At 63.5% G+C, this 25,729-nt stretch carries 29 protein-coding genes and 4 tRNA genes; 11 read left to right on the top strand and 22 right to left on the bottom strand.

Annotation, left to right across the window (positions count from 1 at the left end; translation table 11 throughout):
• Nucleotides 1-139: 139 nt before the first annotated feature.
• From infA to trxB, 5 genes are all read right to left on the bottom strand, one after another.
• On the bottom strand, nucleotides 140-358 hold the full coding sequence (gene infA / locus ACSBPQ_RS07605; protein WP_005409596.1) for a translation initiation factor IF-1: 219 nt from the start codon (nucleotides 356-358) through the stop codon (nucleotides 140-142).
• Nucleotides 359-427: 69 nt separating this feature from the next.
• Nucleotides 428-1,192 (bottom strand): leucyl/phenylalanyl-tRNA--protein transferase, encoded by a 765-nt coding sequence (aat, locus tag ACSBPQ_RS07610; RefSeq protein ID WP_442684411.1) that lies wholly within the window; start codon nucleotides 1,190-1,192, stop codon nucleotides 428-430.
• The gene (locus ACSBPQ_RS07615) at nucleotides 1,189-2,331 is read right to left on the bottom strand and encodes a GNAT family N-acetyltransferase (RefSeq protein WP_442684412.1); all 1,143 of its coding nucleotides are present in this window, start codon (nucleotides 2,329-2,331) and stop codon (nucleotides 1,189-1,191) included. Before ACSBPQ_RS07615 ends, aat begins: the two co-directional genes overlap by 4 nt.
• On the bottom strand, nucleotides 2,328-3,221 hold the full coding sequence (locus ACSBPQ_RS07620; RefSeq protein WP_442684413.1) for a metallophosphoesterase: 894 nt from the start codon (nucleotides 3,219-3,221) through the stop codon (nucleotides 2,328-2,330). Before ACSBPQ_RS07620 ends, ACSBPQ_RS07615 begins: the two co-directional genes overlap by 4 nt.
• A gap of 27 nt (nucleotides 3,222-3,248) precedes the next feature.
• Nucleotides 3,249-4,226, bottom strand: a complete 978-nt coding sequence (gene trxB, locus ACSBPQ_RS07625; RefSeq protein WP_442684414.1) for a thioredoxin-disulfide reductase — start codon at nucleotides 4,224-4,226, stop codon at nucleotides 3,249-3,251.
• 276 nt (nucleotides 4,227-4,502) lie between these two features.
• Here trxB and ACSBPQ_RS07630 point away from each other — a divergent pair, with 276 nt between their 5' ends.
• The 7 genes from ACSBPQ_RS07630 (at nucleotide 4,503) to ACSBPQ_RS07660 (ending at nucleotide 12,304) form a co-directional block, all read left to right on the top strand.
• A complete protein-coding gene (locus tag ACSBPQ_RS07630) occupies nucleotides 4,503-6,863 on the top strand; it encodes a DNA translocase FtsK (RefSeq protein WP_442684415.1) in 2,361 nt (786 codons plus the stop codon).
• Between the two features lie 95 nt (nucleotides 6,864-6,958).
• Entirely contained in the window at nucleotides 6,959-7,597 is a 639-nt protein-coding gene (gene lolA / locus ACSBPQ_RS07635; protein WP_442684416.1) for an outer membrane lipoprotein chaperone LolA, read from the top strand.
• A 100-nt stretch (nucleotides 7,598-7,697) separates the two neighbouring features.
• Nucleotides 7,698-9,002, top strand: a complete 1,305-nt coding sequence (locus tag ACSBPQ_RS07640) for a replication-associated recombination protein A (RefSeq protein WP_442684543.1) — start codon at nucleotides 7,698-7,700, stop codon at nucleotides 9,000-9,002.
• Between the two features lie 36 nt (nucleotides 9,003-9,038).
• Nucleotides 9,039-9,422, top strand: a complete 384-nt coding sequence (gene crcB, locus ACSBPQ_RS07645; protein ID WP_442684417.1) for a fluoride efflux transporter CrcB — start codon at nucleotides 9,039-9,041, stop codon at nucleotides 9,420-9,422.
• 79 nt (nucleotides 9,423-9,501) lie between these two features.
• The gene (locus ACSBPQ_RS07650; RefSeq protein WP_442684418.1) at nucleotides 9,502-10,569 is read left to right on the top strand and encodes a glucokinase; all 1,068 of its coding nucleotides are present in this window, start codon (nucleotides 9,502-9,504) and stop codon (nucleotides 10,567-10,569) included.
• Nucleotides 10,566-11,573 carry a N(4)-(beta-N-acetylglucosaminyl)-L-asparaginase gene (locus ACSBPQ_RS07655; protein ID WP_442684419.1) on the top strand — a complete coding sequence of 336 codons (1,008 nt, stop codon included), beginning with the start codon at nucleotides 10,566-10,568 and terminating at the stop codon, nucleotides 11,571-11,573. The genes ACSBPQ_RS07650 and ACSBPQ_RS07655 overlap by 4 nt, the downstream gene beginning before the upstream one ends.
• A complete protein-coding gene (locus ACSBPQ_RS07660) occupies nucleotides 11,570-12,304 on the top strand; it encodes a copper homeostasis protein CutC (RefSeq protein ID WP_442684544.1) in 735 nt (244 codons plus the stop codon). Before ACSBPQ_RS07655 ends, ACSBPQ_RS07660 begins: the two co-directional genes overlap by 4 nt.
• A 90-nt stretch (nucleotides 12,305-12,394) precedes the next feature.
• Here ACSBPQ_RS07660 and ACSBPQ_RS07665 read toward each other — a convergent pair.
• From ACSBPQ_RS07665 to ACSBPQ_RS07680, 4 genes are all read right to left on the bottom strand, one after another.
• Nucleotides 12,395-12,470, bottom strand: a tRNA-Glu gene (locus ACSBPQ_RS07665).
• Nucleotides 12,471-12,521: 51 nt separating this feature from the next.
• Nucleotides 12,522-12,597, bottom strand: a tRNA-Ala gene (locus ACSBPQ_RS07670).
• Between the two features lie 138 nt (nucleotides 12,598-12,735).
• Nucleotides 12,736-12,811 (bottom strand) — tRNA-Glu (locus ACSBPQ_RS07675).
• Between the two features lie 53 nt (nucleotides 12,812-12,864).
• Nucleotides 12,865-12,940, bottom strand: a tRNA-Ala gene (locus tag ACSBPQ_RS07680).
• Between the two features lie 693 nt (nucleotides 12,941-13,633).
• Between ACSBPQ_RS07680 and ACSBPQ_RS07685 the strand changes: the two genes are divergently transcribed.
• Together ACSBPQ_RS07685 and ACSBPQ_RS07690 are read left to right on the top strand one after the other, a co-directional pair.
• Nucleotides 13,634-14,911, top strand: coding sequence for a coproporphyrinogen III oxidase (locus tag ACSBPQ_RS07685; protein WP_442684420.1), 1,278 nt, complete (start codon nucleotides 13,634-13,636; stop codon nucleotides 14,909-14,911).
• A gap of 7 nt (nucleotides 14,912-14,918) precedes the next feature.
• Complete coding sequence (locus tag ACSBPQ_RS07690) at nucleotides 14,919-15,692, top strand: helix-turn-helix domain-containing protein (RefSeq protein ID WP_442684421.1); 774 nt, start codon at nucleotides 14,919-14,921, stop codon at nucleotides 15,690-15,692.
• A gap of 112 nt (nucleotides 15,693-15,804) precedes the next feature.
• Here the strand turns inward: ACSBPQ_RS07690 and ACSBPQ_RS07695 are convergent, their stop codons facing one another.
• The 5 genes from ACSBPQ_RS07695 to ACSBPQ_RS07715 form a co-directional block, all read right to left on the bottom strand.
• On the bottom strand, nucleotides 15,805-16,893 hold the full coding sequence (locus tag ACSBPQ_RS07695) for a site-specific integrase (RefSeq protein ID WP_442684545.1): 1,089 nt from the start codon (nucleotides 16,891-16,893) through the stop codon (nucleotides 15,805-15,807).
• 564 nt (nucleotides 16,894-17,457) lie between these two features.
• Nucleotides 17,458-18,141, bottom strand: a complete 684-nt coding sequence (locus ACSBPQ_RS07700) for a TraX family protein (protein WP_442684422.1) — start codon at nucleotides 18,139-18,141, stop codon at nucleotides 17,458-17,460.
• Complete coding sequence (locus ACSBPQ_RS07705) at nucleotides 18,138-19,337, bottom strand: zonular occludens toxin domain-containing protein (RefSeq protein WP_442684423.1); 1,200 nt, start codon at nucleotides 19,335-19,337, stop codon at nucleotides 18,138-18,140. Before ACSBPQ_RS07705 ends, ACSBPQ_RS07700 begins: the two co-directional genes overlap by 4 nt.
• A 1-nt stretch (nucleotide 19,338) precedes the next feature.
• Entirely contained in the window at nucleotides 19,339-19,656 is a 318-nt protein-coding gene (locus ACSBPQ_RS07710) for a DUF2523 family protein (RefSeq protein WP_442684424.1), read from the bottom strand.
• On the bottom strand, nucleotides 19,656-20,870 hold the full coding sequence (locus tag ACSBPQ_RS07715; RefSeq protein ID WP_442684425.1) for a virulence factor TspB C-terminal domain-related protein: 1,215 nt from the start codon (nucleotides 20,868-20,870) through the stop codon (nucleotides 19,656-19,658). The genes ACSBPQ_RS07710 and ACSBPQ_RS07715 overlap by 1 nt, the downstream gene beginning before the upstream one ends.
• An 85-nt stretch (nucleotides 20,871-20,955) precedes the next feature.
• On the opposite strand from ACSBPQ_RS07715, the gene ACSBPQ_RS07720 reads away from it, so the two are divergent.
• The gene (locus tag ACSBPQ_RS07720; RefSeq protein WP_001137513.1) at nucleotides 20,956-22,191 is read left to right on the top strand and encodes an IS256-like element ISEc58 family transposase; all 1,236 of its coding nucleotides are present in this window, start codon (nucleotides 20,956-20,958) and stop codon (nucleotides 22,189-22,191) included.
• 361 nt (nucleotides 22,192-22,552) lie between these two features.
• On the opposite strand, the gene ACSBPQ_RS07725 is transcribed toward ACSBPQ_RS07720, so the two are convergent.
• From ACSBPQ_RS07725 to ACSBPQ_RS07760, 8 genes are all read right to left on the bottom strand, one after another.
• Complete coding sequence (locus ACSBPQ_RS07725; protein ID WP_442684426.1) at nucleotides 22,553-22,789, bottom strand: major capsid protein; 237 nt, start codon at nucleotides 22,787-22,789, stop codon at nucleotides 22,553-22,555.
• A gap of 10 nt (nucleotides 22,790-22,799) precedes the next feature.
• Entirely contained in the window at nucleotides 22,800-23,003 is a 204-nt protein-coding gene (locus ACSBPQ_RS07730) for a hypothetical protein (RefSeq protein ID WP_442684427.1), read from the bottom strand.
• A gap of 3 nt (nucleotides 23,004-23,006) precedes the next feature.
• Nucleotides 23,007-23,309: a hypothetical protein gene (locus ACSBPQ_RS07735; protein ID WP_442684428.1), complete on the bottom strand. Its 303-nt coding sequence runs from the start codon at nucleotides 23,307-23,309 to the stop codon at nucleotides 23,007-23,009.
• 436 nt (nucleotides 23,310-23,745) lie between these two features.
• Nucleotides 23,746-24,150 (bottom strand): rolling circle replication-associated protein, encoded by a 405-nt coding sequence (locus tag ACSBPQ_RS07740; RefSeq protein WP_442684429.1) that lies wholly within the window; start codon nucleotides 24,148-24,150, stop codon nucleotides 23,746-23,748.
• A gap of 202 nt (nucleotides 24,151-24,352) precedes the next feature.
• The gene (locus tag ACSBPQ_RS07745; RefSeq protein WP_442684430.1) at nucleotides 24,353-24,553 is read right to left on the bottom strand and encodes a hypothetical protein; all 201 of its coding nucleotides are present in this window, start codon (nucleotides 24,551-24,553) and stop codon (nucleotides 24,353-24,355) included.
• Nucleotides 24,550-24,771 carry a hypothetical protein gene (locus tag ACSBPQ_RS07750; RefSeq protein WP_442684431.1) on the bottom strand — a complete coding sequence of 74 codons (222 nt, stop codon included), beginning with the start codon at nucleotides 24,769-24,771 and terminating at the stop codon, nucleotides 24,550-24,552. The genes ACSBPQ_RS07745 and ACSBPQ_RS07750 overlap by 4 nt, the downstream gene beginning before the upstream one ends.
• Complete coding sequence (locus tag ACSBPQ_RS07755) at nucleotides 24,768-24,947, bottom strand: hypothetical protein (protein ID WP_442684432.1); 180 nt, start codon at nucleotides 24,945-24,947, stop codon at nucleotides 24,768-24,770. The genes ACSBPQ_RS07750 and ACSBPQ_RS07755 overlap by 4 nt, the downstream gene beginning before the upstream one ends.
• Entirely contained in the window at nucleotides 24,944-25,129 is a 186-nt protein-coding gene (locus ACSBPQ_RS07760) for a hypothetical protein (protein WP_442684433.1), read from the bottom strand. Before ACSBPQ_RS07760 ends, ACSBPQ_RS07755 begins: the two co-directional genes overlap by 4 nt.
• A 133-nt stretch (nucleotides 25,130-25,262) precedes the next feature.
• On the opposite strand from ACSBPQ_RS07760, the gene ACSBPQ_RS07765 reads away from it, so the two are divergent.
• A complete protein-coding gene (locus ACSBPQ_RS07765; protein ID WP_442684434.1) occupies nucleotides 25,263-25,655 on the top strand; it encodes a DUF3693 domain-containing protein in 393 nt (130 codons plus the stop codon).
• Nucleotides 25,656-25,729 lie beyond the last annotated feature (74 nt).

Here is a 25,729-nt window from a genome sequence, read left to right on the forward strand (position 1 = left end):
ACTTCCTTCCATCCGGGCAGCGGCGGCTACGGCCGCCGTTGCTGTCTCCGACCTGCCGCAGGCGGCTTCCAATGAGAAACGGACACGCAAAAAAGCCAGCGCAAGGCTGGCTTTTCAGGCAAACGCCCGACTTACCGCATTACTTCATGCGGTAGGTGATACGGCCCTTGGTCAGGTCGTACGGCGTCATCTCGACCTTGACGCGGTCGCCGGTCAGGATGCGGATGTAGTTCTTGCGCATGCGACCGGAAATGTGGGCGATGATTTCATGCCCGTTTTCCAGACGAACGCGGAAAGTGGTGTTCGGCAGCGTCTCGCTGACGGTGCCTTCGAACTCGATGGAGTCGTCTTTCGACATGTAGTCCTGTGCGATTCTGCGGACGGCCCTTGGGGCCTAAGGCCGGGTATTTTACGCCGTTGCGCCCGATCATGCAAAGTTAGCGTTAAATGACGGCGAACTGGCCAGTTCCGCGGCGGCAACGTCGCCGAAACCCCGCGTCCAGGAGCCGGGCTGGCCGGGTTCATGCGTCAGCCTGCGTACCTGTTGCAGGAAAGCAGTACGCGGCAGGTGCTCGGCGCCCATCCGCAGCAGGTGCGGGTTCTCCACCTGCGCATCGATCAGCGGCCATCCCCAGCCGGCCAGCAGCCGCGCCAGTGCCGCCAGCGCCACTTTCGAGCCGCCGCTGCGGGCGCTGAACATGCTTTCGCCGAAGAACATGCGGCCGATCGCCACCCCGTAGATGCCACCGACCAGTTCCTCATCGTCGAACACCTCGACCGAGTGCGCATAGCCGAGCTGGTGCAGTTCGACATAGGCCCGGTGCATGTCGGCGGTGATCCAGGTGCCGTCCTGACCCGGCCGGGGCGCCTGTGCACAGGCCTGCATCACTTCGGCGAACGCGGTGTCGGCACGGATGCGCCACGGCGATGCGCGCAGGCTGCGGCGGAAGCGCGAGGACAGGTGGACACGGTCACTGCGGAACACCATGCGCGGGTCCGGTGACCACCACAGCAGCGGCTGGCCTTCGGAAAACCACGGAAAGATGCCGCCGGCATAGGCGTTGAGCAGCCGCACCGGCGACAGGTCACCCCCGACAGCCAGCAGGCCGTCGGGCTCGTGTAGCGCCAGTTCCGCCGGTGGAAAGGGCGAGTCACTGGCCTCGCCCAGCAGGTAGGGACCGTGCTGGCTCATCCGGTGTCACCGGTGGGCTTGAACGGGGAGTGATGCCGCAATGCGGTGCCATAGCGCGCCACGTCGTCACTCTCCCGGGCGCACCAGTCGCGCAGCGCCTGGCGGAACTGCGGATGGGCGACCCAGTGGTGGCTGTGCACCGGCGTCGGCAGAAAGCCGCGGGCCAGCTTGTGTTCGCCCTGTGCGCCCGGTTCGAAACGCTGCAAACCTTCGCGCAGGCAGTATTCGATGCCCTGGTAGTAGCAGGCTTCGAAATGCAGGCCGGGCAGGGGGGCGCCGCCCCAATAACGTCCGTACAGCGTATCGCCGCCGCGCAGGCACAGTGCGCCGGCAATGGGTACATCGTTCTGCATGGCAAGGAACAGCACCAGCTGCCGTGGCAACTGCGCGGCCAGATGGCGGAGGAAAGGCAGTGTCAGTGCCGGCGCGTTGCCGTATTCGGCGAACGTCTGCAGGTAGAAGCCGTGCATCGCCCGCAGTTCGTCATCACTGGCCTCATCGCCATGGCGGACGGCGAAACGTATGCCGGCACGGAAGACCTTGGCGCGTTCCTGGCGGATGTTCTTGCGACGCTTGTGGTCCATCGCCGCGAGGAAGTCGTCAAAGCCATGCCAGCTGGCCTGCCGCTGCCACTGGAACTGCACGTCGCGGCGCGCGAGCCAGTCTTCGTCGAACAATGGCGTTTCCGCAGCTGTATGGAAGTTGATATGTGCCGAGGAAAGCTGTCTGGCCGTGACATGCTCGACCACGGCATGCAGCAGCGCGAGCCGGTCCTCGTCGCTGTGCGCCAGCAGTCGCGGACCGGTGACAGGCGAGTAGGGCACGCCCCCCAGCCACTTGGGGAAATAGTCCATGCCGCTGCGTGCGTAGGCGTTGGCCCATGCATGATCGAAGACGAATTCGCCGTGCGAGTTGTACTTCAGATAGCCCGGTGCCGCCGCCACCAGCGTATCGCCGCGCCACAGCGTCAGATGCTGCGGTTGCCAGCCCCAGTCCGGGCGCAGGCAGCCGTGCTGCTCCAGCCCGGCCAGAAAGGCATGGCTGACAAAGGGATTGCGCCCATCGTGCAGGGCATCCCACTGCGCCGGGCGTATGCCGGCCAGATCCGCAAGTACACGCAGATTCAAGCAGGACGTCATGGGCGCAGCTGCAACACATCGATGGTGGGCTGATTGAACAGCCGCAGCGGCAGCCCGGTCTCGCCAACCCCGCGGGTGGTGAACACGCGCACCGTGCCATGGCCGGTCTGCATGACCTGTTCGCCGCGATCAAAGCCGTAGACGCTGGGAATGACCTTGCGATACAGCCAGGGGATGCGGATCTGGCCACCATGGGTGTGTCCGGCCAGCACCAGCGTCGCATCGCCGGGGTGCAACTGCATGGCGCTGTCGGGATTGTGGGCGATCAGGATCGTGCGGCCACGATGGGCCCCGGGCTGGCGCAAGAAGTCCGCATCGTCCTTGCCGGCCCAGCGGTCGCCCAGCCCTGCCCAATGCACGCCACGCGCGTCGGTGATGATGCGGCCTTCGATGAACTGCATGCCGTGGGCGGCCAAGGCCTTGCGCAGGGACTTGTCCAGATCCCGACCAGGCGCTTGCTGGTCATGATTTCCCAGCACCACGTACGTAGGCACACGCAGCTGTTTCAGCGGGGAAAACAGGTCGTGCAGCTGTTCAGCGCGCGGCTCGTAGGTCAGGTCGCCGGCGATCACCACCGTGTCGGCCTCCAGCGTATTGAGTCGCCGGACCAGCCGCTGCAGGAATCCATCGCCCTTGTAGACCCCGAGGTGGATGTCGCTGACCAGGGCAACCCGCGTGTCCACGCCGGTGCCGCGCAGCTCGATGTGATCCACCCGGATCATCTGCGGCTCGATGAAACGGGCCCAGACAAACACCATGCAGGCCAGCAACAGTAATGCCAGTACTGCACGCGGGTAGCCGCGGCGCCAGCGCCACAGCAGCCAGGCGATGGCCGGGAACACCAGCCAGCTGCCGTGAAACAGCAGCTGCTTGAGCATCACCTTGTCCATGCCGGGCTGTCGTGGATGTAGGAGGGGTCAGCCGCCCTGGGCGTCGAGGAAACGCTCGGCATCCAGCGCCGCCATGCAGCCGAATCCGGCCGAGGTGATCGCCTGGCGGTAGTGCTGGTCGGCGACGTCGCCGGCGGCGAACACGCCTTCCACCGAGGTCTGGGTCGCATTGCCGCCGAGCCCGGAGCGGATCTCCAGGTAGCCGTTGTTCATCGCCAGCTGGCCCTCGAACAGGCTGGTGTTCGGGTGATGGCCGATGGCGACGAAGAAACCGTGCGCCTCGATGTCGCGGGTGCTGCCATCGAGCGTGGACTTCACGCGCACGCCGGTCACACCCATGTCGTTGCCCAGCACTTCGTCCACCTGGTGGTGCCAGACCGGCTCGATCTTGCCGGCTTCGACCTTGGCAAACAGCTTGTCCTGCATGATCTTTTCCGCCTTCAGCGTGTCGCGGCGGTGCACCAGATATACCTTGCGGGCGATGTTGGACAGGTACAGCGCCTCTTCCACCGCGGTGTTGCCGCCGCCGACCACGACCACGTCTTGATCCTTGTAGAAGAAGCCGTCGCAGGTGGCGCAGGCGGACACGCCGCGACCCTTGAAGGCTTCCTCGGACGGGATGCCCAGGTACTTGGCAGTGGCACCGGTGGCGATGATCACCGCGTCGGCGGTGTACCGGGCGTTGTCGCCTATGAGCGTGAAGGGCCGCGTGCTGACGTCGGCCGTGTGGATATGGTCGAACACCACTTCAGTCTCGAAGCGCTCGGCGTGCGCCTGCATGCGTGCCATGAGGTCCGGCCCCATCAACCCGTGGGCGTCGCCCGGCCAGTTGTCCACCTCGGTGGTGGTCATCAGCTGGCCGCCCTGCTGCAGGCCGGTGATCACCAGCGGCTTCAGATTGGCGCGGGCGGCATAGACCGCGGCGGTCCAGCCGGCCGGGCCGGAGCCCAGGATGACGAGTTTCTGGTGGCGGACGGGCAGGGTCGGGAGGCTGGAAGTGCTCATGTATACTCGCGAAAGTCAGGAGTGGCGGCACGATTGGGGCATTCCGCAACCGTCCGGGCAACCCATAGAGTGGCGCTCGAAGGGGGGTGATTCAAGACACGCCGATGGAACTGCGCGGCCTGCTGGAGGCTCGGCTTGCTGTTTGCACGGTGTTGGAGCCTGATCACAGTCGATTGCAGGTGCACAAAGCACGGGCGCCATGAGAAGCGGATGAAACGCGACTGACTGTCGTTTAATATCAATCACTAACGACGCATTCCCAAGGTGTATTCAACGGTGGCGAAGCAGGTTCCGGAACGTGGCAAGAACTCCAGCGCGGGCGCCACTGCGCGCAAGCGGGCGGCCGCGGCGGACAACCCGCGACGGCAGAAACTGTGGCGTGACCTGGCGCTGATCGCGATCGCGCCGGCACTGCTGTACCTGCTGGCCAGTCTGTTCACCTATTCGCCCACCGACCCGGGCTGGTCGCAGTCGGGCTCGGTGGTCGCGCCCGTCAACAACATGGGCGGCAAGGTCGGCGCCTGGATTGCCGATGTCGCCCGGCAGCTGTTCGGCTACGTGGCCTACCTGATTCCGTTGATGCTGGCAGCCGTGGCCTGGATCGCGATGTTCGGGCTGAAGGAGACCGAGAACCAGCGTCAGGATGATCTCGGCCCGGCGCTGCGGCTGGTCGGTATTGTCGGTTTCCTGATCGCCGCCACCGGCTTCCTGTATCTTCGGATCGGTGGCGCCGACGTGGCCAATGCCGGCGGCGGACTCGGCCAGCTGGTGGGCAGGTCGCTGCAGAGCGGCTTCGGGCCGGTGGGCAGCAACCTGTTCGTGCTGGTACTGCTGCTGACTTCGATCACCCTGGCGACCGGCCTGTCGTGGTTCACGGTGATGGAGAAGATCGGCACCTGGGTGCTGGCGCTGGGCCCGCTGCTCAACAGGAAGAAGGAGCAAGCCAGCGAATGGCAGCAGACCCGGGCCCTGCGCGAGGAGCGTGAAGAGGTACGCAAAGTTGATGCCGAGGTGCGCGCCAAGCGTGAACCGGTGAAGATCGAACCGCGTCCGGTGCCGGTGATCGAGAAGAGCGACCGCGCCAAGCGCGAGACCCAGATCCCGATGTTCCAGGGCGTCAATGGCGATGGCTCGGACGTGCCGCCGCTGGCGCTGCTGGACGACCCCAAGCCGCAGGCCAAGGGCTATTCCGAGGAAACCCTGGAAACGCTGTCGCGGCAGATCGAGTTCAAGCTCAAGGATTTCCGCATCGATGCGCAGGTGGTCGGCGCCTATCCGGGCCCGGTGATCACCCGCTTCGAGATCGAACCCGCACCGGGGGTGAAGGTCAGCCAGATCAGCTCGCTGGACAAGGACATCGCCCGTGGCCTGTCGGTCAAATCGGTGCGCGTGGTCGACGTGATTCCGGGCAAGTCGGTGATCGGCCTGGAAATCCCCAACGTCAGCCGCGAGATGATCTTCCTGTCCGAGCTGCTGCGCTCCAAGGAATACGACAAGTCGGCCAGCGTGCTGACGCTGGCGCTGGGCAAGGACATCGCCGGTCGCCCGACCGTGGCCGACCTGGCGCGCATGCCGCACCTGCTGGTGGCCGGTACCACCGGCTCGGGCAAGTCGGTGGCGGTCAACGCGATGGTGCTGAGCCTGCTGTACAAGGCCAGCCCAAAAGACCTGCGTATGCTGATGATCGACCCGAAGATGCTGGAGCTCAGCGTCTACCAGGGCATTCCGCACCTGCTGGCGCCGGTGGTCACCGACATGAAGGAGGCCGGCAACGGCCTGCGCTGGTGCGTGGCCGAAATGGAGCGCCGCTACAAGCTGATGAGCGCGGTGGGCGTGCGCAACCTGGCCGGTTTCAACAAGAAGATCAAGGAAGCCATCGACGCCGGCCAGCCGCTGATGGACCCGCTGTTCAAGCCGAACCCGGAAATGGGCGAGGCGCCGCGGCCGCTGGAGCCGCTGCCGTTCATCGTCATCTTCATCGACGAATTCGCCGACATGATGATGATCGTCGGCAAGAAGGTCGAAGAACTGATCGCGCGTCTGGCACAGAAGGCGCGTGCGGCCGGCATCCACCTGATCCTGGCCACGCAGCGGCCGTCGGTGGACGTGATCACCGGCCTGATCAAGGCCAACATCCCGACCCGCATCGCCTTCCAGGTCAGCTCCAAGATCGACTCGCGCACCATCCTGGACCAGTCCGGCGCCGAGGCGCTGCTGGGCAACGGCGACATGCTGTACCTGCCGCCGGGCACCGCACTGCCCGATCGCGTCCATGGCGCCTTCGTCTCCGACGAGGAAGTGCACCGCGTGGTCGAGCACCTCAAGGCCAGTGGCCCGACCGATTACATTTCCGGCGTGCTGGACGAAGTGCAGATGATGGGCGACGGCACCGTGGTCGGCGCCACCGGCCTGCCCGAATCCAGCGCCGCCGGCGATGAATCCGATCCACTGTACGACGAGGCGCTGCGCATCGTCACCGAAACCCGCCGCGCGTCGATCTCCGGCGTGCAGCGTCGCCTGAAGATCGGCTATAACCGCGCCGCGCGGCTGATCGAGGCGATGGAAGCGGCCGGCGTGGTCAGCCCGCCCGAGCACAATGGCGACCGCACGGTGCTGGCACCGCCACCGCCGAAATGAAGCGTGGGGCGGCATTTATCTGTTGATTGCCGCCCATTCAGCACCCACGAGGCAGACTCTGCCCCATTCCAGACATCCTCCGGATTCCTGCCGCCATGACTGCCTTCCTGCGCCATTCCGTTCTTGCTGTTGCCCTGGCCTGCGCCGGCCTTGCCGCCGATGCCCATGCAGGCGCGCGCGATGATCTGAAGTCCTTCACCAGCGGCCTGCGGGGTCTGGATGGGCAGTTCTCGCAGCAGGTGTTCGATACGCGCGGCAAACTCAAGGAATCCTCCAGCGGCCGCCTGGCGCTGTCGGCCCCGCGCCTGTTCCGTTGGGAATACACACGCCCGCATCCGCAGCTGATCGTCGCCGATGGTGCCAAGGTATGGGTCTATGAGCCCGACCTGGAGCAGGCCACTGTGCGCGAGCAGGGCAGCGAGGAGCAGAGCAGTCCGTTGACCGCCCTGATCAACCCCGCCTTGCTGGAACAGCAGTACGACGTCAGCGAGGAAGCCGCCGCACGCGATGGCATGCAGTGGCTGTCGCTGACCCCCAAGCGCGAGACCGACACCAACTTCCAGTACGCCTCACTGGGCTTTTCCGCGGGCGGCCTGTCACGCATGGAAGTGATCGATGCCGTGGGCCAGCGCACCGTCATCGATTTCAGCGGCTGGAAGAAGAATCCGGGTTTCGCCGCAGGCACCTTCAAGTTCGTGCCCGGCAAGAATGTGGACGTCGTCGGCGACCGCTGAGCATGGACGGCGGCCACGGTAGAATGCCGCCGTGGCCAGATCCCGAAATATCTTTCTTGATGAAGCACCCGCCGACCTGCTGAGCGCGGACCGCGACAGCATGCGTCCGCTTGCCGAGCGCATGCGCCCGCGCACGCTGGATGAAATGGTCGGACAGAAGCGCCTGCTCGCCCCCAACACCGCCTTGCGGCGTGCAGTCGAGTCCGGCCGCGTGCATTCGATGGTGCTGTGGGGACCACCGGGTTGCGGCAAGACCACGCTGGCACTGCTGCTGGCGCAATATGCCGATGCCGAATTCCGTGCCATTTCAGCGGTACTGTCCGGCTTGCCGGACGTTCGCCAGGTGCTGGCCGAGGCTGCCCAGCGCTTTACCGAAGGCCGGCGCACGGTGCTGTTCGTCGATGAGGTGCACCGCTTCAACAAAGCGCAGCAGGACGCGTTCCTGCCGCATATCGAGCGCGGCACGATCATCTTTGTCGGCGCCACCACTGAAAACCCCTCGTTCGAGCTGAATTCGGCGCTGTTGTCACGCTGCCGCGTGCATGTTCTCGAATCGGTCTCGCCAGAAGACGTCGTGGAAGCATTGCAGCGGGCGCTGGACGATGATGAGCGCGGGCTTGGCGGGCAGGGCATCCAGGTGTCGCCGGAGTCGTTGCTGGAAATCGCCCGCGCCGCCGATGGCGACGTGCGCCGCGCCCTGACCTTGCTGGAAATCGCCGCCGAGTTGGCCGAAGGCGAGGGTGGACAGATCACCCCGGAAACCCTGCTGCAGGTGCTGGCCGATCGTACCCGCCGCTTCGACAAGAATGGGGAGCAGTTCTACGACCAGATTTCGGCCCTGCACAAGTCGGTGCGCAGCTCCAATCCGGACGGCGCGATCTACTGGCTGGCGCGGATGCTCGACGGCGGCTGCGATCCGTCCTACCTGCTGCGGCGGCTGACCATCATGGCGGTGGAGGATATCGGCCTGGCCGATCCCCGCGCCCTGGAGATGGCGATCAACGTCTGGACCGCCTATGACCGCATCGGCGCGCCGGAAGGGGATATCGCGCTGTCGAATCTGGTCGTCTATCTGGCCAGCACGGCCAAGTCGAACGCCGCCTATTCGGCACTGAATGCCGCACGCGCCGATGTCCGCGAGCTCGGCACCTTGCCGGTGCCGATGCACCTGCGCAATGCGCCGACCCGCTTGATGAAAACGCTGGGCTACGGGCAGGGCTACCAGTACGACCACGACGTCGAAGGCGGCATCGCACTGGAGCAGACCGCATTTCCCGATGAAATGGGCGAACGCGTGTACTACCAGCCGGTCGAACGCGGCCTTGAAATCAAACTCAAGGAGAAGCTGGACCGGCTGCGGAGCGCGCGTGAACAGGCCCGCGCGCAGCGTGGCTCCGGCAGCTGATGCGATACCACGGCCATCCGGTTGGAGATTGAGTGCATGTGGCTTTCCTTTCTGGCGATCGGTGTCGGTGCAGCGCTGGGCGCCTGGTTGCGCTTCGGCCTGAGCCTGTGGCTGAACCCGATGGGTGGTTCTGTCCCGCTGGGCACACTGGCCGCCAACCTGCTGGGCGGATATGCGGTCGGCCTGTCACTGGCCTGGCTGGCGACGCGGCCGGACCTGGCTCCGGAATGGCGGCTTTTCATCATCACCGGACTGCTGGGCGGACTGACCACCTTTTCGACCTTCTCCGCCGAAGTGGTGGAACTGCTGCATCGCCAGCATTTCATCTGGGCACTTTCCACCACCGGCATGAACCTGTTCGGCTCACTGGCGATGACTGCGCTGGGGTGGTGGACCTGGCATCTCCTCCGGGTTTCCTGATGCTTGCCGATGCCGCATCATTCGTGACCCCCGCACCGACACACAACAGGATGGACATGCAGCAGAAGCGAGCGCAGGAATGAGCAATCCTGTTGGCGGGAACATCCGGTCAACCGGCAATGAACCATCCGCGCCATCCAGAGGCCCGGCGGTTCTTGGCGCCGACGTCGGCGGAACCTATGCCCGTCTGGGCTGGACGCGGGTCGAGCCGGGACAGCCGATCCGGATCCATGGATTGCGCAAATACGCCTGTGCCGACTATCCGGACCTGGCCGCGATCCTGCGCGACTACAGCCGCTGGTTGCAGCACGAGCAGGGCCCTGTGATACGGCATGCCGTGGTCGCCATTGCCGGTGTGCTCGATGGCGACGCGCTGCTGAACTCCAACCTGGCTTGGCCGGTGTCGCTGTCGGCCACCCGTCGTGATGCCGCGCTGGAGCACTTGCAGCTGATCAACGATTTTGTCGCTGTCGCGCAGGCTTTGCCCCATGCCGATGCCAGTGCGCGCCATCTTCTTCATGGTGAAACCGGAAGCACACCGTATTCGCCTGCGGTAGTGCTGGGCCCCGGCACCGGGCTGGGGGTTGCCCTGCGGCTGGCTGATGGCGTGATGCCCAGCGAAGCCGGGCATGCCGCGCTTTCCGCTGGCACACCGGCAGAACAGGAAGTGCTGCGACTGCTTTCCCGCGGGAACGCGCACATCGACAACGAGGAAATCCTTTCCGGACCGGGGCTGGTGACACTCAGCAACTGCCTGTGCGAATTGCGCGGCCAGCCGCGCCGCTGGCAGACACCGGCGCAGGTGATCCAGTCGGCCCAGTCCGGAAACGACACGCTGGCAGCCGAAGCCGTCAGCATGTTCTGCGCCTGGCTCGGCAGCCTGGCCGGCGATCTGGCACTGACCTTCGGCGCGCGCTCGGTGTTCCTCACCGGGGGGATCGCCGGGCACCTGGCCCGTGAACTGGAGAGTGGCAGCTTCCAGCAGCGCTTTCTGGCCAAGGGCGTCCTCGCACCGGCACTGCAGAAAGTACCCGTGTGGCGTATCGACCACGGCGAGCTCGGTGTCCTCGGCGCCCTGGCATCCTATGCCGGAGATGCACTCCCGCCAGCGTCGGGCGACAGCCGGAAAGGAGCCTTGATGCCATGAGTACCCGTCGACAGTTTCTGCAAGCCTCCACATTGCTGGGAGCGCTGGGCAGCACCGCGCCCGGCCTGCTGGCCTCGCCACGGAGCGGGAAGGAGGCGCGCGTGGTTTCCACTTGGGATTTCGGTGTCGGCGCCAACCAGGCGGCCTGGAACGTGTTGGCCGGCGGTGGCAGCGCGCTGGATGCGGTGGAGGCCGGCGCCCGCTGGGCCGAGAGTGATCTGTGCAATTCCACCGTGGGCCGCTGCGGCTATCCGGACCGTGATGGTGTGCTGAGCCTGGATGCCAGCATCATGGCCGGCGACGGCCGCTGCGGATCGGTCGCGGCGCTGGAAGACATCCTGCATCCGATTTCGGTGGCCCGGCGGGTGATGGAGCAGACGCCGCACGTCATGCTGGTCGGGGAGGGCGCCCGGCAATTCGCGCTGCAACAGGGCTTCCCGCAACAGAAACTGCTCACCAGGGAAGCCGATGCGGCATGGCGCGAGTGGCTCAAGACCGAGCGCTACGCGCCACAGATCAACGCCGAACGTCGCGGCATTCCCGGCGACAAGGACAATCACGACACCCTTGGCATACTCGCCATCGATACCAACGGGCAGATGGCGGGCGCCTGCACCACCAGTGGCATGGCGTGGAAACTGCGTGGCCGGGTGGGCGACAGCCCGATCATCGGCGCCGGCCTGTACGTGGACAACGAAGTCGGCGCGGCCACCGCCTCGGGCATGGGCGAAGAGATGATCCGCAATGCGGCCTCATTCCTGGTGGTGGAATTGATGCGCCAGGGACGCTCGCCGGCAGAAGCCTGCCAGGAAGCCATCCAGCGGGTCGTCCGCAAGCGCCCGGAGGCCAGTCGCACGCTGCAGGTCTGCTTCCTGGCAATGAATCGCAACGGCGAGGTCGGCGCCTATGCGCTGCATCGCGGTTTTGTTTACGCCGTGTGCGACAGCCGCAAACAGGATGCGTTGCTGGATTCGGCTTCGGTATATGCCAGCACGCAGAGATGAGCTCCGGCTACCTGCTTGAAATCGCATGCAATTCGGCCACTTCCGCACTTGCCGCGCAGCAGGGCGGTGCCGCCCGTATCGAACTTTTCGAGAACCTGGAGCAAGGTGGCACCACGCCCTCATCCGGCACCATCCGCGTTGCCCGTGAGCACCTGCATATCCCGCTGTTCGTGCTGATCCGGCCACGCCCGGGTGATTTCCTCTACAGCGGGCTGGAAGTGGAAATCATGCTGCGCGACATTGAACACTGTCGGCACCTGGGCTGCGATGGCGTGGTGATCGGTGCACTGACTGTCGATGGCGAAATCGACATGCCCGTATGCCGCGAACTGATTGCCGCCGCTGGGCCGATGGGCGTGACCTTCCATCGCGCCTTCGACGCCACCCGCAATCTGCCAACCGCACTTGAGCAGATCGTCGAACTGGGAGCCCAGCGGATTCTGAGCTCAGGCGGACGGAAAAGCGCTGCCGAAGGTGTTCAAGTGCTGGCCTCGCTTGTCACCCAGGCCGGTCCCCGGATCAGCGTCATGGCCGGTGCCGGTCTGAATGCGGAAAACATCCAGGTCGTGGCCCGGCAAAGCGGATGCCGCGAACTGCATGCATCTGCGAAGACCACCCGCCATTCAAGCATGCGCCACCGCAATCCGGCACTGGTCGGGCTTGAGAGCGACTGGACGCAGTCGGATATGGAGCAGGTTGCGGGTCTGGTGTCCGGACTGAAAGTGGGCTGAGAAGAATCTGCCGCGGCACTTCACGTGGAGACAGCCGCAGAATAGGGACAGGTAAAGAAAAAGCCCTGATTTCTCAGGGCTTTTTTGAAATGGCGTCCCCACGGGGATTCGAACCCCGGTCGCCACCGTGAAAGGGTGATGTCCTAGGCCTCTAGACGATGGGGACGCGTATTCTGAAATCTCGGATTTTCGATCCGGACGGCCTAATGTCCGAATTTGGTGGAGCCAAGCGGGATCGAACCGCTGACCTCCTGCATGCCATGCAGGCGCTCTCCCAGCTGAGCTATGGCCCCACGTTGTACTGCGAGCCCGCCATTATAGCGGAATTCTGCTGGATGGGAAGAGGTTTATTTCCTTTTCCAACTCCTCAACAAAGGAGTCTTTCCAACAAAAAAGACCCGGTCGTCTGGGTCTTTGTTTTACTTGATGAATGGCGTCCCCACGGGGATTCGAACCCCGGTCGCCACCGTGAAAGGGTGATGTCCTAGGCCTCTAGACGATGGGGACGCGTAAACTTCATCAAATTGTTCCGGCAATCCAGACGGCCTAATGTCCGGATTTGGTGGAGCCAAGCGGGATCGAACCGCTGACCTCCTGCATGCCATGCAGGCGCTCTCCCAGCTGAGCTATGGCCCCGATGTTGCCGAGAACGAAATGATAACGGGCCTTCATTTTTACCGCAAGCGGTTTGTTGAAGATTTCATTGCGACCTAGGAAACCCGCATAAGCACCCGGCTGATCGGCGGCATTTCCTGACAGCAGGATGCAGATACGTCCCGCATTCCAGAAGCCGGGATTGCCATAGCCTTGCCTGTGTCACGAATGGAAGCGGAGGGGAAGATGGCCATCGATCTGGTGTCGTTTGTACTTGCGCTGCAACTTGCGGGCGGGCAGCCCGTACAGCGGGTCTTCAAGTGCACGGATGCGGGAGTGGTCGCGTACCAGTCCACTCCTTGCCTGGGAACTCCAGCGGCTTCATGGGAAGTCGCCGCAATGGCGCATGACCCGGCGGTCGATCGGAACCTGGAGCAGCTGCGCGTCGAGTTGCGCGATCAATGGAATGCTTCGAGGAAAGCCTCGAGAGCGGTGGGAAGTCGACAGGGCCGCACCACGCGCCCGGGAGCGGATGCCTGCCAGCGAGCGCGAACGGGGAGGGACGCCGCTTTCAGGAAGGCGGGGCTCAGGCGGAGCTTTGCGCTTTCCAGTCGCTGGGACAATGCGGTCCACGATGCCTGCCGCTGAGCTCGACAGTACAAGCCTCTGCACAGTCGGCATGATGTCGCGGCCCGTGCCGGAGCCTTCGGCGCCCAGGAATGTGTACCTGGCGACATGCGCCACAAAAAAACACCGGGCTTGATCCAGATCAGGGAAACCGGGGAGGAACTTGCCGAGGATGTCACAAGGCCCGCCGGAATCGATGGAATGGACGACACCTCATTGCACAGCGCATTGCTGGAACAACCTGTCGATGTGCTTTTCCCGGCCGCGAGCCAGCTCAGCCCAGGCTTTGCCGAAGCCGGTTGGCGCGCGGCAATGCAGGCAAGCAACGAGCACCTCATTCCGCGCGGCCTCACACTCGGCTTCAAGGCTCCGCTGCATGGAGACATGGATGCCGAAGCGCTGCTTGATGCGCTGTTGATCTGCCTGCGCCTGAATGCGGCTGCATTGGCTGATGACCGCGAAGTGGCGGCGATGGTGCTGCAGCCCGGTATTGCCGAGCAGTTGCCCGCGCCATTGCTGGGGCGTCTGCTGGATGCGGTGCCGGAGCACCTGCGCATCATCGCGCGCCCGCAGGTCGAGGTCCGGGTGGACGCATCCACCCGGATCCAGCCGGAGGATCTGCGCAGAATCGGCAGTACGCGCTTGACTGTGATCGATCGCGCCGGTGCTGCCGGCCCGCAACTGCTGGCCCGCGGGCAGAGAGCAGGGTACACAGCAAGCTACTACCAGCTCAGCCTTCCATTGCGCGATGACCCTGCATTCCTGGAGCGGATGGAATCGGTGCTTGCCTTGGCTCCGGAACGGATTCTCCTGCCGGCCCCCTGTGCGTCGACTCTTCAGGCGGTTGATCCCTCGGCATGGCTCCAGGCCTGGCGGCTGCTACAGGCTGCGGGATATCTGCCCTTGGGAGGCGATCATTACCAGCGGCCGGGGTTGGAGCTGCCCGTGCGCAGTGGTGAGGGGCAGCGGTATTGCGACCTGCTGGGCGTGCCTCGCCGCGAGCGACATGATCTTCTCGGGATCGGCCCGGGAGCCTGCAGCCAGATCGGCAACGTCATCTGCCGTACCGAGCCGTCATCAGCACAGTGGCGCGATTGCCTGGCTGCCGGCCAACCGGGAGTGGCGGCCGGCTTGATTCTTTCCGAACAGGAATGCCTGGTTGACGAGGTGATACAGAGTCTGGCCTGTGATCATGCGCTGGATATGCGGGTATTCGAATGGCACAACGCTTTGCCGTTCGATGGTTGTTTCGAAGCTGCACTCGACCGTATTGCTCCTTTTATGCAGTGCGGCTGGGTGCGCCGTGAGGACAACCGGTTGCTGATCGAGAATGAAGGCCGGCTGCTGTGGCGTATAATTGCAGCGTGTTTCCTCCCAACTGCCTGAATCCCGCATGACGCCTCCTGCCCGACCTCCGCGCGGCCCTTCGGGAAACACCACTCCGAATCCGGCTGCGGCAAATGATGGCGATGAGCTGAACTTCTGCAGCACCTGCGCGTTCTCCGATGCCTGTCGCTCCCAAGGCTACGGAGACAAGGGCGCACTCAGTGAGCTGCACGTGATGGTCGACCATGTCGGGCCTTACCATGCTGGCGACTACATCTTCAGGGCAGGTGAGCCATTTGATTCAATCGCGGCGGTGCGTGCCGGCATGGTCAAGACTTTCGTCGATGACAGCCTCGGCAACGAGCAGGTTCTGGGCTTCAGCCTGCCCGGGGAGGTGATCGGCCTCAATGCGATTCATGGCTCACGCTACCCGTGCAATGCCGCGGCGCTGGATACCGTGCATCTGTGCAGGATTTCCTTCCCGCGCATCAGCATGCTGGCCAGTCGCATGCCCGGGTTGCAGGCCAAACTCTTCAGCCTGTTGAGTGCCGAGATCGGCAAGGCCGCCATGCTGGCCGCCAACTACCGTACCGAAGAGCGCATGGCCGCGTTCCTGCTGGATATCTCCAGCCGTTACGCGCGACGCGGATTCTCCGCGAACCGCTTCAACCTGACCATGACACGCACTGAAATCGCCAACTACCTGCGGATGGCACCGGAAACGGCCAGTCGTGTGCTCAGGCGGCTGAGCGACGAAGAGGTCATCGCGGTCAAACAGCGTGAAATCCTGCTGTTGCAGCCGGAACGCCTGGCGCTGATGGCCGCCATCGACGATGCGTAAGCGAACCGTCCAAGCATGACCTTTGCGGCTGGGCGGAAAGCCGTGCCATCCATGTATTCAGCGTCGGGCCATGGCGTTTGAGCTCAGCAGCGGCGCATCGACCCGAGCTGCATCAGTCGTCCTCGAGCAGTCTTGCAGCCGGATTTGACGCGGCACTGCCGGTCTGGAAATAGCCAATCACGCTGGCAACCGCACGATGCTCGGTCATCTGCATGATTGCCGGTAACGGCACACCCTGGCGGCCGGCTTCGGTCACGAATCCCGAACGCAGGCTGTGCCCGCCAAAATCCCCCGCCAGACCGGCCATGCCCGCGCGCCGCTGCACGATCTCGCCGATCGCGGCCGGCGACAGGGCGGGGCCCACGCGCTGCTTCCACAACCGCCGGAAAATGGCTCCCTCGGTGATTCCGGCCGCTTCCAGCCAGTCCTGCAGTGCCAGCGCGGCGCGGTCGAGCACCGGCTTGTCCGGTGTGGAGCTGGCGGTAACGCCGGCCTGTTGGGTTTTGCTGTGCTCCAGCCGGTAGATGTAGCCCTGTTGACCAATGCGGCGCAGATCGCGCATATCAGCGGCAGCAATTTCACTGCGGCGCCGCCCACCGCTGGCAAATCCGAAGCACAGCAGGGCTCTATCACGCAGCCCCTCCAGACTGTCGTCGCAGGTGGCCAGCATCGCCTCCAGCTCAGGCAGGGTGATGGCGGTTTTCTTGCGCGGTCGTTCACCACGTTTGACCGCGGCTCGTGCGGCGCGGCTGAGCACCGTACGCACGGCCGGCTGCTCGCAGGGATTCACGGCCTGTTTCAGCCGGTGCGCGGTGGACAACACCGCCACACGGTGCCGGACCGTCGACAAGGTCCACGGGCCTGGCTTGGCTTTCAGGCCAGCGGCCACCAAAGCCTGATCGACCGACGCGGGAAGTTCCCAGGTCAGCGAGCCATCGGTCGAGCGGCGACGGACATGGTCGACCACAAACTGCAGCACGGTGGCCTCGGCCACCGGGAAAGCCAGTTCGATGCCATAGCGTGCCACGTGCCAGCCGGCCCAATAGCGCAACGCCGTGGCGTAGCTGCGGGTGGTATTCTCGGCCGCGGCTTCTGCCAGCAGTTCGCGGACCGCATCAGCGGCATGTTGTGCCAGCTGTTCCGGTAACACCAGCGTTGTTGCAGTGGATGCAAGTACAGGAATGACTGGATTGTTTTTCATACGTTCAATGTACATCAAAACATCATCTACCAGCGATAACTATCACTTATCGAGGGTATGAAATTGCAGGGAAGGGGATGCTACAGCGTCTATTTTCCTTGTTCTTCGGCAAACGTCCGAAACGAAACTTCTTCACAGTCGCGTGAATACGCCGCTGCAGTGTGTCCGCCCTGCAGCGCAGCTACAATCCCCCGGCGAATCTAGGGGGATTTCATGGAACGAGAAGAACCAAAAATCGGGGATATGTCGCAGATCGAATTCCGGCCCCGGTCCTACCGTGGGCCGACGCGGCCACAACTCTCAAGCCGATCGAACAACAACGACATGGTGTGGAAAATAGCCATCGGCGTTTTCATCGGTCTATGCCTGTTCGGCATGGTCACCTGCACCGGCATGGCGATCGTCGGATCAGCTGTCCAGGCCGAGCAAGAAAAGCAGGTAAAAGCCGCATTGCAGCAGGTTGAGAATGCAATGAAGCCGCTCAGAGTTGAAACCCAACAAGTCAAGAACGAATGGCAGCGTACGGAGATAGAAAGACAACGACGCGCTGCCCAGGAACGCGCACTAGGGCCCGGTGAACGTTGCATTGGTGGGAAGCGATTCCGGCGCGTAGACAACGGATGGGTTCAGATACAGAAACCCTGCTAACAGCGCCAGATGACCCACGTAGTAGCCGTAGAACGCCCAGCGAGTGCGTGGAACGTATAGCGGCACGCCGCCGAGGATCAGCACCGGCAGAGCGAGCAATGCCCAGGTGTTGCCGTTGAACAGGCAAAGGCCGGCGAAGGCCAGCACCAGCAGAGGCAGACGGACGATGCCAGGACGCTGGAAGAACAACCAGCCGGCCAGCAACAGCGAAGTCCCCGCCCATTGATAGTCAACAAGCAACGGCGCAGGCCCGGCCAGCAGCACGAGCAACAACCAGGACCGACGCTGAATGCAAACCACGCACGCCGCGGCGAGCGCGAACGACAGCAGGACGTTGAGCGGTAGCGCAGCCCCGAACGCCCAGGCATGGACCGGTTGAGCGATGACACCCCAAAGCAGAAGCCGGCGCAGCGATTTCGCTGCGTCGGCCTTGGGTTGTGCCAGGTTGTAAGCCATCACCAGGGCGAACACCGGGAACGCGACGCGGCCCAACTCGCTGACCACCGGCACGTAGCCGCCGTAGATGACCTTTGCGACGTGATCGCCGGTCATCAAGACCAGGGCGATCCACTTAAGCAATTCGCGGCCACTGCTGGTCATAGATCAAGCCCCGTTGCCGGCGTGACCGAGGAGCTGGCGGTATAGCCGGGCGACTCTGGGAACGTGCCCTGGGCGCGCGTGCGGCGACCGACAACGACGCCGGGCATACCTGCCCCGCCCTGCATCGCCACCCTGTCCTGCTGCAACTGCTGGGCCTGCATTGGGCCTTCGCGGTTGCGTTCCTTGTACGGGTTATAGACCGGGCCGCGCCGTGCGATTGTGCGGCACTCGGGTTGGCTCAGGTCGTACAGCGTGCCCTGCTCTGTCAGGCATGTGCACGAGGCTTCCTTCGGCTCTCCCTGGGCATCTTTGCCGGCCAGCGATGACATGCAGATAACGGCAGGGTCAGCGGTAACGGCGCGGTCATCAAAGACTTGGGCAGTCCACGGCATCATGCCGAAGCGCGGCTGGTGCTGGCGTGCGTAGTCGGTGGCGTCCTTGAATTTCGGCGCGTCGGCCTGCGTACTTGCGGGTACGCCGGAGGCGGATTCCGTGGCTTGCGCCACTGGAATTCCGCCACCGGCTTTTGCCGCCATGTTGTCAGGTCGGAGCGAGTGGTAAGCGAGGTAGCCAGCGATGATCGCACCGAGCGCCAAGGCCGGCAGCGCCAGGACCTTCATCGGGATGCGCGGCTTGATCGTGTGCACTTCTGCGGACTTGTACGCGCCAAAGGCTTGCGACGGCAACAACCGGGTTGTGCGCTGTGCCAGGTCACGCTTTGCAGACGACTTCACCTCCTCGTTGAGTTCGCCCCACTTGAACACGTCGATCATCTTTGTACCGAAGCGGCGCACAACGTGAGCGTGTGAGCCGATCAGGCCGCGAACGAACGGATAAAGCTGGTTCGGCTGCTGCGTGGTCCAGACGAAATCGAGGCCACGGTGGCGATGCTCTGCGAGGTCAAGGACGTGCTTGGGCGTCGCCTGGCTCCTTGCATCGTGCAGATGCCCGAACCACTTCCACGCTTCATCAACGAAGATCAGAGAGCCGTTGGGAACGACATGCTCACCGGTTTCCGCGTCGATTTTGTTCCAGTCGCGGGGGTCATCCAGTAGCGTGGCAAGACCCGGCTGCAGGCCGTCGATGCCAGCCGCGAAAATGGGACGCTCGCCGCGCTTCGATTCTTCGAGCAGGCGTTCCATCATCAGCGCGGTTTTGCCGTTTCCGGGCTGGCCGGTAAACAGTTCGATAGGCATATCAGGACTTCTTCACAAGGAACGCCCTGGCACTGCCAACGGCGAATTTTGCGGCGACAGCCGAGGCGATCATCGTGCAGGCAACGTCGAATTTCATGATGCCCAGATAAGCGATAAGCACCGAACCCCACTCGCCACCGGTGCCGGTCATCGTGAAGTCTTTCATGTTGTCGATCCACGGCCCGACGGCGAATTCATGGGTTGCCCAGGACAGGCCGAACCATGCGAGTGCCGCGGCGACCCACTGACCAATGCGGGAACGGAACATCCACGCAAGGCCGGAGACCAGGGCGCTGAGAAGTGGCGCGAGAAGTGGCATCAGGCAATCCCCCCGCCGACGATGCGCAGCGAACCGAGCGCCGCGAGTCCTAGCACGAAGTAGCTGCCCAGGGCGAGCCAGCTGCAGAGCGGGCCAACGTCGAGATTGATGGACACGCCCATCAAGTCAATGGTCGGCGGTGTCGGGCACGTGCCGCCCCAGCCATAGCCGGCAACGTCAGGTTCACCGCTACCAGTTCCGCCACCCGAGCCGCCCGCCCATGAATCGCCAGGTGTGCCTTCCGACCCAATGTCGGGGGCGCCACCGGTGCCGGTCAGCGCGTCTTTAATCGCCTTAACATCAGGATCACCGGAACCAGGCACACCGCCACCCTCGCCCGCTGCGAGCTTTTCCAGCGCACAGGACGCCTTCCACGTTTGCAACAGCTGCGCGTACTCCATCGCATCGCACTTGTCGCCAGTGCAAACCGGCACACCACCAGGGCCGCAGTGGCCGCCGGCAATGTTGCGGTTCTTGCGGGTGTTGCAGTCAATGCGCCACTGCGTGCGCCATTGCGCGCACATGATCGGATTGCCGTTGCAGCTCGGAGGGGAATCGCAGCTGTCACCGCCGGATGCAGAGTCCTTTTCCGGATCGTCCGGGCCTTCCTCGCTGTCCGGCGTACCGTCGCCGTTGCTGTCACGCTTACACGTGCCGTCCTTACCTTTTGCCTCGCCAGCTGCACACTGGCCGTCACCGGGCAGGCACTCGCCCGACGGTGCCTTGACGTTGCCCGCAGGACATTCGTTTTTTTCATTGACGCACGTGCCGTCCGCCTGCAGCTTCTTCCCGGCTGGGCATTTCTGCAGAGTGCAATTGCCTGATGCATCCTTCTCCTGGCCTTCCGGGCAGGTGCCAGGTTCTTCGGGCTCGCAGGCTGCTAGATGCTTGTTGAAATAATAGCCGTCGCCATGCCTGGACTTGCAGGTGGCGTCATCTCCTGCGCTTGTGCAAGTCGCGTTCAACGAATAGGTAGCATTGAACGAACCATCACCATTGCTTGCCCACGCCTCAGTGCAGCCGTTAAAACAAGTAAAGGTTCCGGCGCGAGGTTGACCAAAAAGCTGATAGGGATATGCGCCGTTGTAGTCGGGGCGCGATGCGCAGGTTTTTGATGTCTGAAAAACGAAATTATTACTGACAGCAACACCAGTGTGATTAGCGTTGAAGTACAGGTAACCGGAGTAGTAAGAATCAGCAGTTTGTGAGCCCAACTGAAGCGTGCACGAATAACTCTTGTAAGGAGCGTGTCAGAAATTTTGTGTGAGAGGCATACCATGATGCTGCCAAGGAGCATGTATGCCACGCAAGAAGAAGACGCCGGTGGTCACGCCGGCCATTGATCTGCCGAAGGAATTTCTCGAGAAGCTGATCCCGGGTCCGATGGACGCGGCCGGGGTCGAAGCCGTGTTCCAGCAGCTGAAGAAGGCCGTGATCGAGCGGGCGCTGGGCGCGGAGCTCGGCCTGCACCTGGCCGACGCCGAGGGCGGGAGCGGCAACCACCGCAACGGCCGCAGCGGCAAGACGGTGCTGACCGACGAGGGTCCGCTGCGCATCGACGTGCCGCGCGACCGGACGGGTACGTTCGAGCCGCAGCTGATCCCCAAGCACGAGCGTCGCTTCGCCGGGTTCGACGATCGGATCGTCTCGATGTACGCCCGCGGCATGACGGTGCGTGAGATCCAGGGGCACCTGGCCGAGATGTACAGCGTCGAGGTGTCGCCGGAGTTCATCAGCAAGGTCACCGACGAGGTGATGGCCGAGGTCACCGCATGGCAGGCGCGGCCGCTGGAAGCGATGTATCCGGTGGTGTTCTTCGACGCGCTGCGGGTGAAGATCCGCGAGGACGGCGTGGTGCGCAACAAGGCGGTGTATCTGGCGCTGGGCGTGCTGGCCGACGGCACCCGCGACATCCTCGGGCTGTGGATCGAGAACACCGAGGGCGCGAAGTTCTGGATGAAGGTGTTCAACGACCTCAAGACGCGCGGCGTCAACGACATCCTGATCGGCGTGGCTGACGGCCTGAAGGGCTTCCCGGAGGCGCTGGAAGCGGTGTTCCCGGCGACCACGCTGCAGACCTGCATCGTGCACCTGATCCGCAACAGCCTGGACTATGCGGGCTGGAAGGACCGCAAGGCGCTGGCGGCGGCGATCAAGCCGATCTACACGGCCCCGACCGCCGAGGCCGCAGAGGCCGAGCTGGATGCGTTCGAGGCCGGCGACTGGGGCGAGCGCTTCCCGACGGTGGTCGCCGCCTGGCGCCGTGCCTGGACGCGCGTGGTGCCGTTCTTCGCGTTCCCGCCGGACGTGCGCCGGGTGATCTACACGACCAACGCAATCGAGAGCGTGCATGCGCGCCTGCGCAAGATCATCAAGACCCGCGGCCACTTCCCCAGCGACGAGGCCGCCACCAAGCTGATCTGGCTGGCGCTGCGGAACATCACCGCCGAGTGGAGCCGCGCGTCTCAGCACTGGAAAGCGGCGATGAACCAGTTCGCGATAATCTACGAAGACCGATTCACGCTGGCTCGCTGAAAGAGACTTCCGGACTAAACCGCCTCACACACAAAAAATCGGACACGCCCCTTGTAAGTCCCAGTGGGGGAAACCTTTGATGACCCCCAACCATGACACGCAGCATACGCTCCGCCCTGGTCCAAGTATGTAGCGGCATGAGCAGCACCAGCACCCAGCCACGCCAGCACAGCCACAACCAGCAGCGCAGCAACCCGCCGAACAGCGGCACTCACGAATACACGGGCGATCCAGTGCATTAGTCATTGCCCCCGAACATGATCCAGAGCGCGCCAAGCCACGCCAGCAGCCACAACCAACCTTCCATCGCCCTACCCTCAAAAGATGGGCGGGAGGGTGTCGGCCCTGCCCGCCCTGGCGGTTAAAACGCGCGACGCACCCACTTGTAGACCTTGATGCCGACCAGAACGATCAGCACTGCAGAGCCGATCTGTGCAATAGGGGCGGCAGCGGCCTGAATGGCGGAAACGACGTCGCCAACATCAACGCCACCACCGCCACCGCTGGCGAGCGCGCCGCCGGACACGGCAACGAGGGCGGAACCGGTGGCAGCCACCGGGGCGAGGCGAGCCTTCAGGCTCTGTGCAAACTTCTTCATGCGGTCCTCCTCAGGACTGGTTTAGCTTCTTACGGATAAGCCGGAACGCGAACGCCAAGGCCCACACCAACGCGATTGCGCTGCCGATTGCCTGGGCATCCCCAACCGTCAGTTCCGGCAGTAGTGACGGCTGGGGAATCCAGATGACAGACGCGCATTCCCCCGTTGCCGCGTTCAAATCGGCTTCCAAGCAGGCGGGGATCAGCACGGCCATCGGTTACGCCGCCTTCTGCTGCTGCGGCTGCTGAGGCTTGGCCGAGGCCGGCTCGATCAGCGTCATGCGGCGCGCCAGTTCAGTACCGAAACGACCGGGCACAAGGTCACTGGTCACGTCCCAATCAAACACCTTGCCCACCGGGTGCCCCTTGTCCAGGCCGTCAACTTCAACATCGATCTGGATGCGCATGGCGTCGGTTTCCAAGCTGGCTTTCTGGCTGTAGATGGCCTTTTGCATGCCCTTGGAGGTGGTGACAGTGCGGGTTTCAACAGCGGTCAGAATCGTCACTTTGGGAGCTTTCATTTTTCGTTTCTCGCTTCGTTTGATTGGCTGGTTTCGTTTTCGTGTGCTGCAAAATTCGGGCGGTACTGTGGGGTCAAGCTAAGTCCCCCCCTACCCCCCCGCAGGGAGACGTGGTGGAGCCGCTCATTTCCCCGAAACGCGATGCTTGCATCAGTCCGCCCGGTCACCTGGTGCTGCTGGTTCGGCTGGTGAAGCCGTCGTTCCGTTCAGCTCAGTTTCGAAACGCTGCGCATTTCAAAACCGACCCGAACTCCCCTCCCTGCGAAAAGCAAAAACCAAAAGCGGGTTTTGCAGGGATGGATTTCTGCCCTTGCTCGCACCACTCACGTCATCGACGCGGCTGCTGGCTTCGGACCCGCCCACACTGCCGGCGGTTACTCGTTGACCGGTGATCGCTCCCCGGCTGTTTCGTTGACCAGTCCGTAGGGGCTCGCCCCTACACCCCGGTCATGGCGTCCTGTTCTGGTCGCCTGGTGTAGTCAATCGGTGGCGGTTGCCATGCCCCGAAGTTCTTCGAGAAATCGACTTGCCCGCCCTTCGTTACGTACTTCGACACGTAGCCGGTGATATCGAGCTGGCTGCGTGGTGCCTCTATCCGGTTTCGCCCGAATTCCCGATACCAGAACTCATGCCACTGGTAGCGATTCATCAAGCGGTTCAAGTCATCGTTAGCTGCAGCTGCAACGGCGTGGAAATGGAGCCTGCCGTCGCGGTGGAACTCCTGGCCGCGTGCCCACTGCAGGCCGCCGTGCCATCGCGTTGACCACTTCGGGCCGTAGAGCTCGCGATTGATGCAGCTGACGAAGTAGCGGAACGCTTTATCAGCCGCTTCTTCGTGCATGCCACCGGTCCGGCTGGCCTTTGTGACCTTGAATGTGAGCGTCCAGAACTGTTGCCAGGGAACGCGCTGGAGTAGCTCTGCATATCCGTGCGCTTGGAGATCAGCAGGCCGCAGGATGTGCAGACCGTCAGCTGTGCATCCGTCGCCCGTAGCGTCTGGAAGCTGCCCCCGCAGTGGTAGCAGGGGCTGTGGGGAAAGTGGTTCATGGGCCATCACCCTCACCCGGGAACAAAGCCGCCTGACGTTCGGCGTGGTTGCGCTCGATCACGACAGAGAAACGGGCGTTGAAGGCGGCGTTTGCGAGTGCGATACAACGGCGAAGGCCCAGGGCACGCGCGACGCGGCGCATCTCACCGATCTGCGCCAGCGTGTAGTGCTGGGCGATGCGTTCGGCGCGGGTCATTTCGACACCTCAGCGCGAGAAATGGCAACAAGGCGCGCCGCGCGGTAGTCCGCATCGATGCGGGCATCGCGCCTGTCCAGGTACCAGAAAAAAAGGCCCGCCGCGCCGTAGGCGATCAGCGCGGCGAAACAGAAAAGGATGACGGCGATCACGCCCGACCCACCGACGAACCCGTAGGCAATCAGCACGAGGCAGCAAGCGACCAAGGCCAGGATCATGGCTGAACCTCGCGCAATGACTTCTGCATGGCACGGGCACGGCGCAGCGTTTCATCACGCCGACGCTGTTCGAGGAACGCGAAATCGCCGAGACCGAGCCGGCGATACAGGAGATAGGTGTGGTGCTGCAGGCGCGCTTTTTTGACCATGCGGCGCAGCTTGTACGGGGCGCTCATGCGGCAACCTGCGGAGCTGCAGGGAGGACGACCGGTTCACGGCGGACGATGGCCGGCATCGAAGGTGTTTCGTACTGGGCCGCGTAGCGGCTCGCGTCGCGGTAGGACTTGAACCCACCTTCCACCACCTGCCAGCTCTCTTCGAACTTGTCCCATGCCAGGACTGCAAAAGTTGACTTCATGTCGTGCTCCCCTGCCCTAGTGCCCTAGAACCCGCGCCCCCGGCTAGGGCGACGGGGGGCGGGTGTCAGTAAATCTACCGACACTTGAAGTGTACGCTGATCTCCTGACACTGCAAGCAAAAAGGCTTACACAATGCACGTTGAAACGCTCATTGCGATGGCTGTTCAGCAATCATTAAGGAAGTCGATGCGCGGCCTAGCCGAACAGATGGGAATCACCGTCAGCTCGCTCAGCGATTGGAAGGTCGGGAAAAGCCCGATTCCAGACGACCGAATCCAGCAGCTGGCGAAAATCGCTGGACAAGACCCAGGGCCGTGGCTGCTGCTGATCCACTCAGAACAAGACGGCGGAGAGCTGGGGAGAGAGTGGGCGAAGCTCTACAAGCGCCTGGCCGGCACTGCTGTGCTGGCTGCCCTGGCGATCGGCATCATCTCGCCGGCCTTCGCCCTGGACCCGCTGAAAACAGGGGTAGAAGTCACTGCGGGAGAGGGGCGAGTTGGCACCCCTATCACTTATCGCAGGTAGGTTTTTAGTGGAGCAGGGCGCTTATATCGGCCGGCCTCCTGCTCACTGCTCACTGCTCACTGCTCACTGCTCAC

It is taken from the genome of Stenotrophomonas sp. JC08, from assembly GCF_052180205.1.
GTDB lineage: Bacteria > Pseudomonadota > Gammaproteobacteria > Xanthomonadales > Xanthomonadaceae > Stenotrophomonas.

Coding starts and splice junctions, on each gene's coding strand:
- ACSBPQ_RS07725 (WP_442684426.1), bottom strand. CDS start 22,789: ATGAAGAAGTTTGCACAGAGCCTGAAGGCTCGCCTCGCCCCGGTGGCT.
- ACSBPQ_RS07735 (WP_442684428.1), bottom strand. CDS start 23,309: ATGAAAGCTCCCAAAGTGACGATTCTGACCGCTGTTGAAACCCGCACT.
- ACSBPQ_RS07730 (WP_442684427.1), bottom strand. CDS start 23,003: ATGGCCGTGCTGATCCCCGCCTGCTTGGAAGCCGATTTGAACGCGGCA.
- ACSBPQ_RS07755 (WP_442684432.1), bottom strand. CDS start 24,947: ATGAGCGCCCCGTACAAGCTGCGCCGCATGGTCAAAAAAGCGCGCCTG.
- ACSBPQ_RS07685 (WP_442684420.1), top strand. CDS start 13,634: ATGCGCCACAAAAAAACACCGGGCTTGATCCAGATCAGGGAAACCGGG.
- infA (WP_005409596.1), bottom strand. CDS start 358: ATGTCGAAAGACGACTCCATCGAGTTCGAAGGCACCGTCAGCGAGACG.
- ACSBPQ_RS07690 (WP_442684421.1), top strand. CDS start 14,919: ATGACGCCTCCTGCCCGACCTCCGCGCGGCCCTTCGGGAAACACCACT.
- ACSBPQ_RS07740 (WP_442684429.1), bottom strand. CDS start 24,150: ATGCACGAAGAAGCGGCTGATAAAGCGTTCCGCTACTTCGTCAGCTGC.
- trxB (WP_442684414.1), bottom strand. CDS start 4,226: ATGAGCACTTCCAGCCTCCCGACCCTGCCCGTCCGCCACCAGAAACTC.
- ACSBPQ_RS07620 (WP_442684413.1), bottom strand. CDS start 3,221: ATGGACAAGGTGATGCTCAAGCAGCTGCTGTTTCACGGCAGCTGGCTG.
- ACSBPQ_RS07750 (WP_442684431.1), bottom strand. CDS start 24,771: ATGATCCTGGCCTTGGTCGCTTGCTGCCTCGTGCTGATTGCCTACGGG.
- ACSBPQ_RS07745 (WP_442684430.1), bottom strand. CDS start 24,553: ATGACCCGCGCCGAACGCATCGCCCAGCACTACACGCTGGCGCAGATC.
- ACSBPQ_RS07615 (WP_442684412.1), bottom strand. CDS start 2,331: ATGACGTCCTGCTTGAATCTGCGTGTACTTGCGGATCTGGCCGGCATA.
- ACSBPQ_RS07695 (WP_442684545.1), bottom strand. CDS start 16,893: ATGAAAAACAATCCAGTCATTCCTGTACTTGCATCCACTGCAACAACG.
- ACSBPQ_RS07710 (WP_442684424.1), bottom strand. CDS start 19,656: ATGCCACTTCTCGCGCCACTTCTCAGCGCCCTGGTCTCCGGCCTTGCG.
- ACSBPQ_RS07760 (WP_442684433.1), bottom strand. CDS start 25,129: ATGAAGTCAACTTTTGCAGTCCTGGCATGGGACAAGTTCGAAGAGAGC.
- ACSBPQ_RS07705 (WP_442684423.1), bottom strand. CDS start 19,337: ATGCCTATCGAACTGTTTACCGGCCAGCCCGGAAACGGCAAAACCGCG.
- crcB (WP_442684417.1), top strand. CDS start 9,039: ATGTGGCTTTCCTTTCTGGCGATCGGTGTCGGTGCAGCGCTGGGCGCC.
- ACSBPQ_RS07700 (WP_442684422.1), bottom strand. CDS start 18,141: ATGACCAGCAGTGGCCGCGAATTGCTTAAGTGGATCGCCCTGGTCTTG.
- ACSBPQ_RS07650 (WP_442684418.1), top strand. CDS start 9,502: ATGAGCAATCCTGTTGGCGGGAACATCCGGTCAACCGGCAATGAACCA.
- ACSBPQ_RS07765 (WP_442684434.1), top strand. CDS start 25,263: ATGCACGTTGAAACGCTCATTGCGATGGCTGTTCAGCAATCATTAAGG.
- lolA (WP_442684416.1), top strand. CDS start 6,959: ATGACTGCCTTCCTGCGCCATTCCGTTCTTGCTGTTGCCCTGGCCTGC.
- ACSBPQ_RS07655 (WP_442684419.1), top strand. CDS start 10,566: ATGAGTACCCGTCGACAGTTTCTGCAAGCCTCCACATTGCTGGGAGCG.
- aat (WP_442684411.1), bottom strand. CDS start 1,192: ATGAGCCAGCACGGTCCCTACCTGCTGGGCGAGGCCAGTGACTCGCCC.
- ACSBPQ_RS07640 (WP_442684543.1), top strand. CDS start 7,698: ATGCGTCCGCTTGCCGAGCGCATGCGCCCGCGCACGCTGGATGAAATG.
- ACSBPQ_RS07720 (WP_001137513.1), top strand. CDS start 20,956: ATGCCACGCAAGAAGAAGACGCCGGTGGTCACGCCGGCCATTGATCTG.
- ACSBPQ_RS07660 (WP_442684544.1), top strand. CDS start 11,570: ATGAGCTCCGGCTACCTGCTTGAAATCGCATGCAATTCGGCCACTTCC.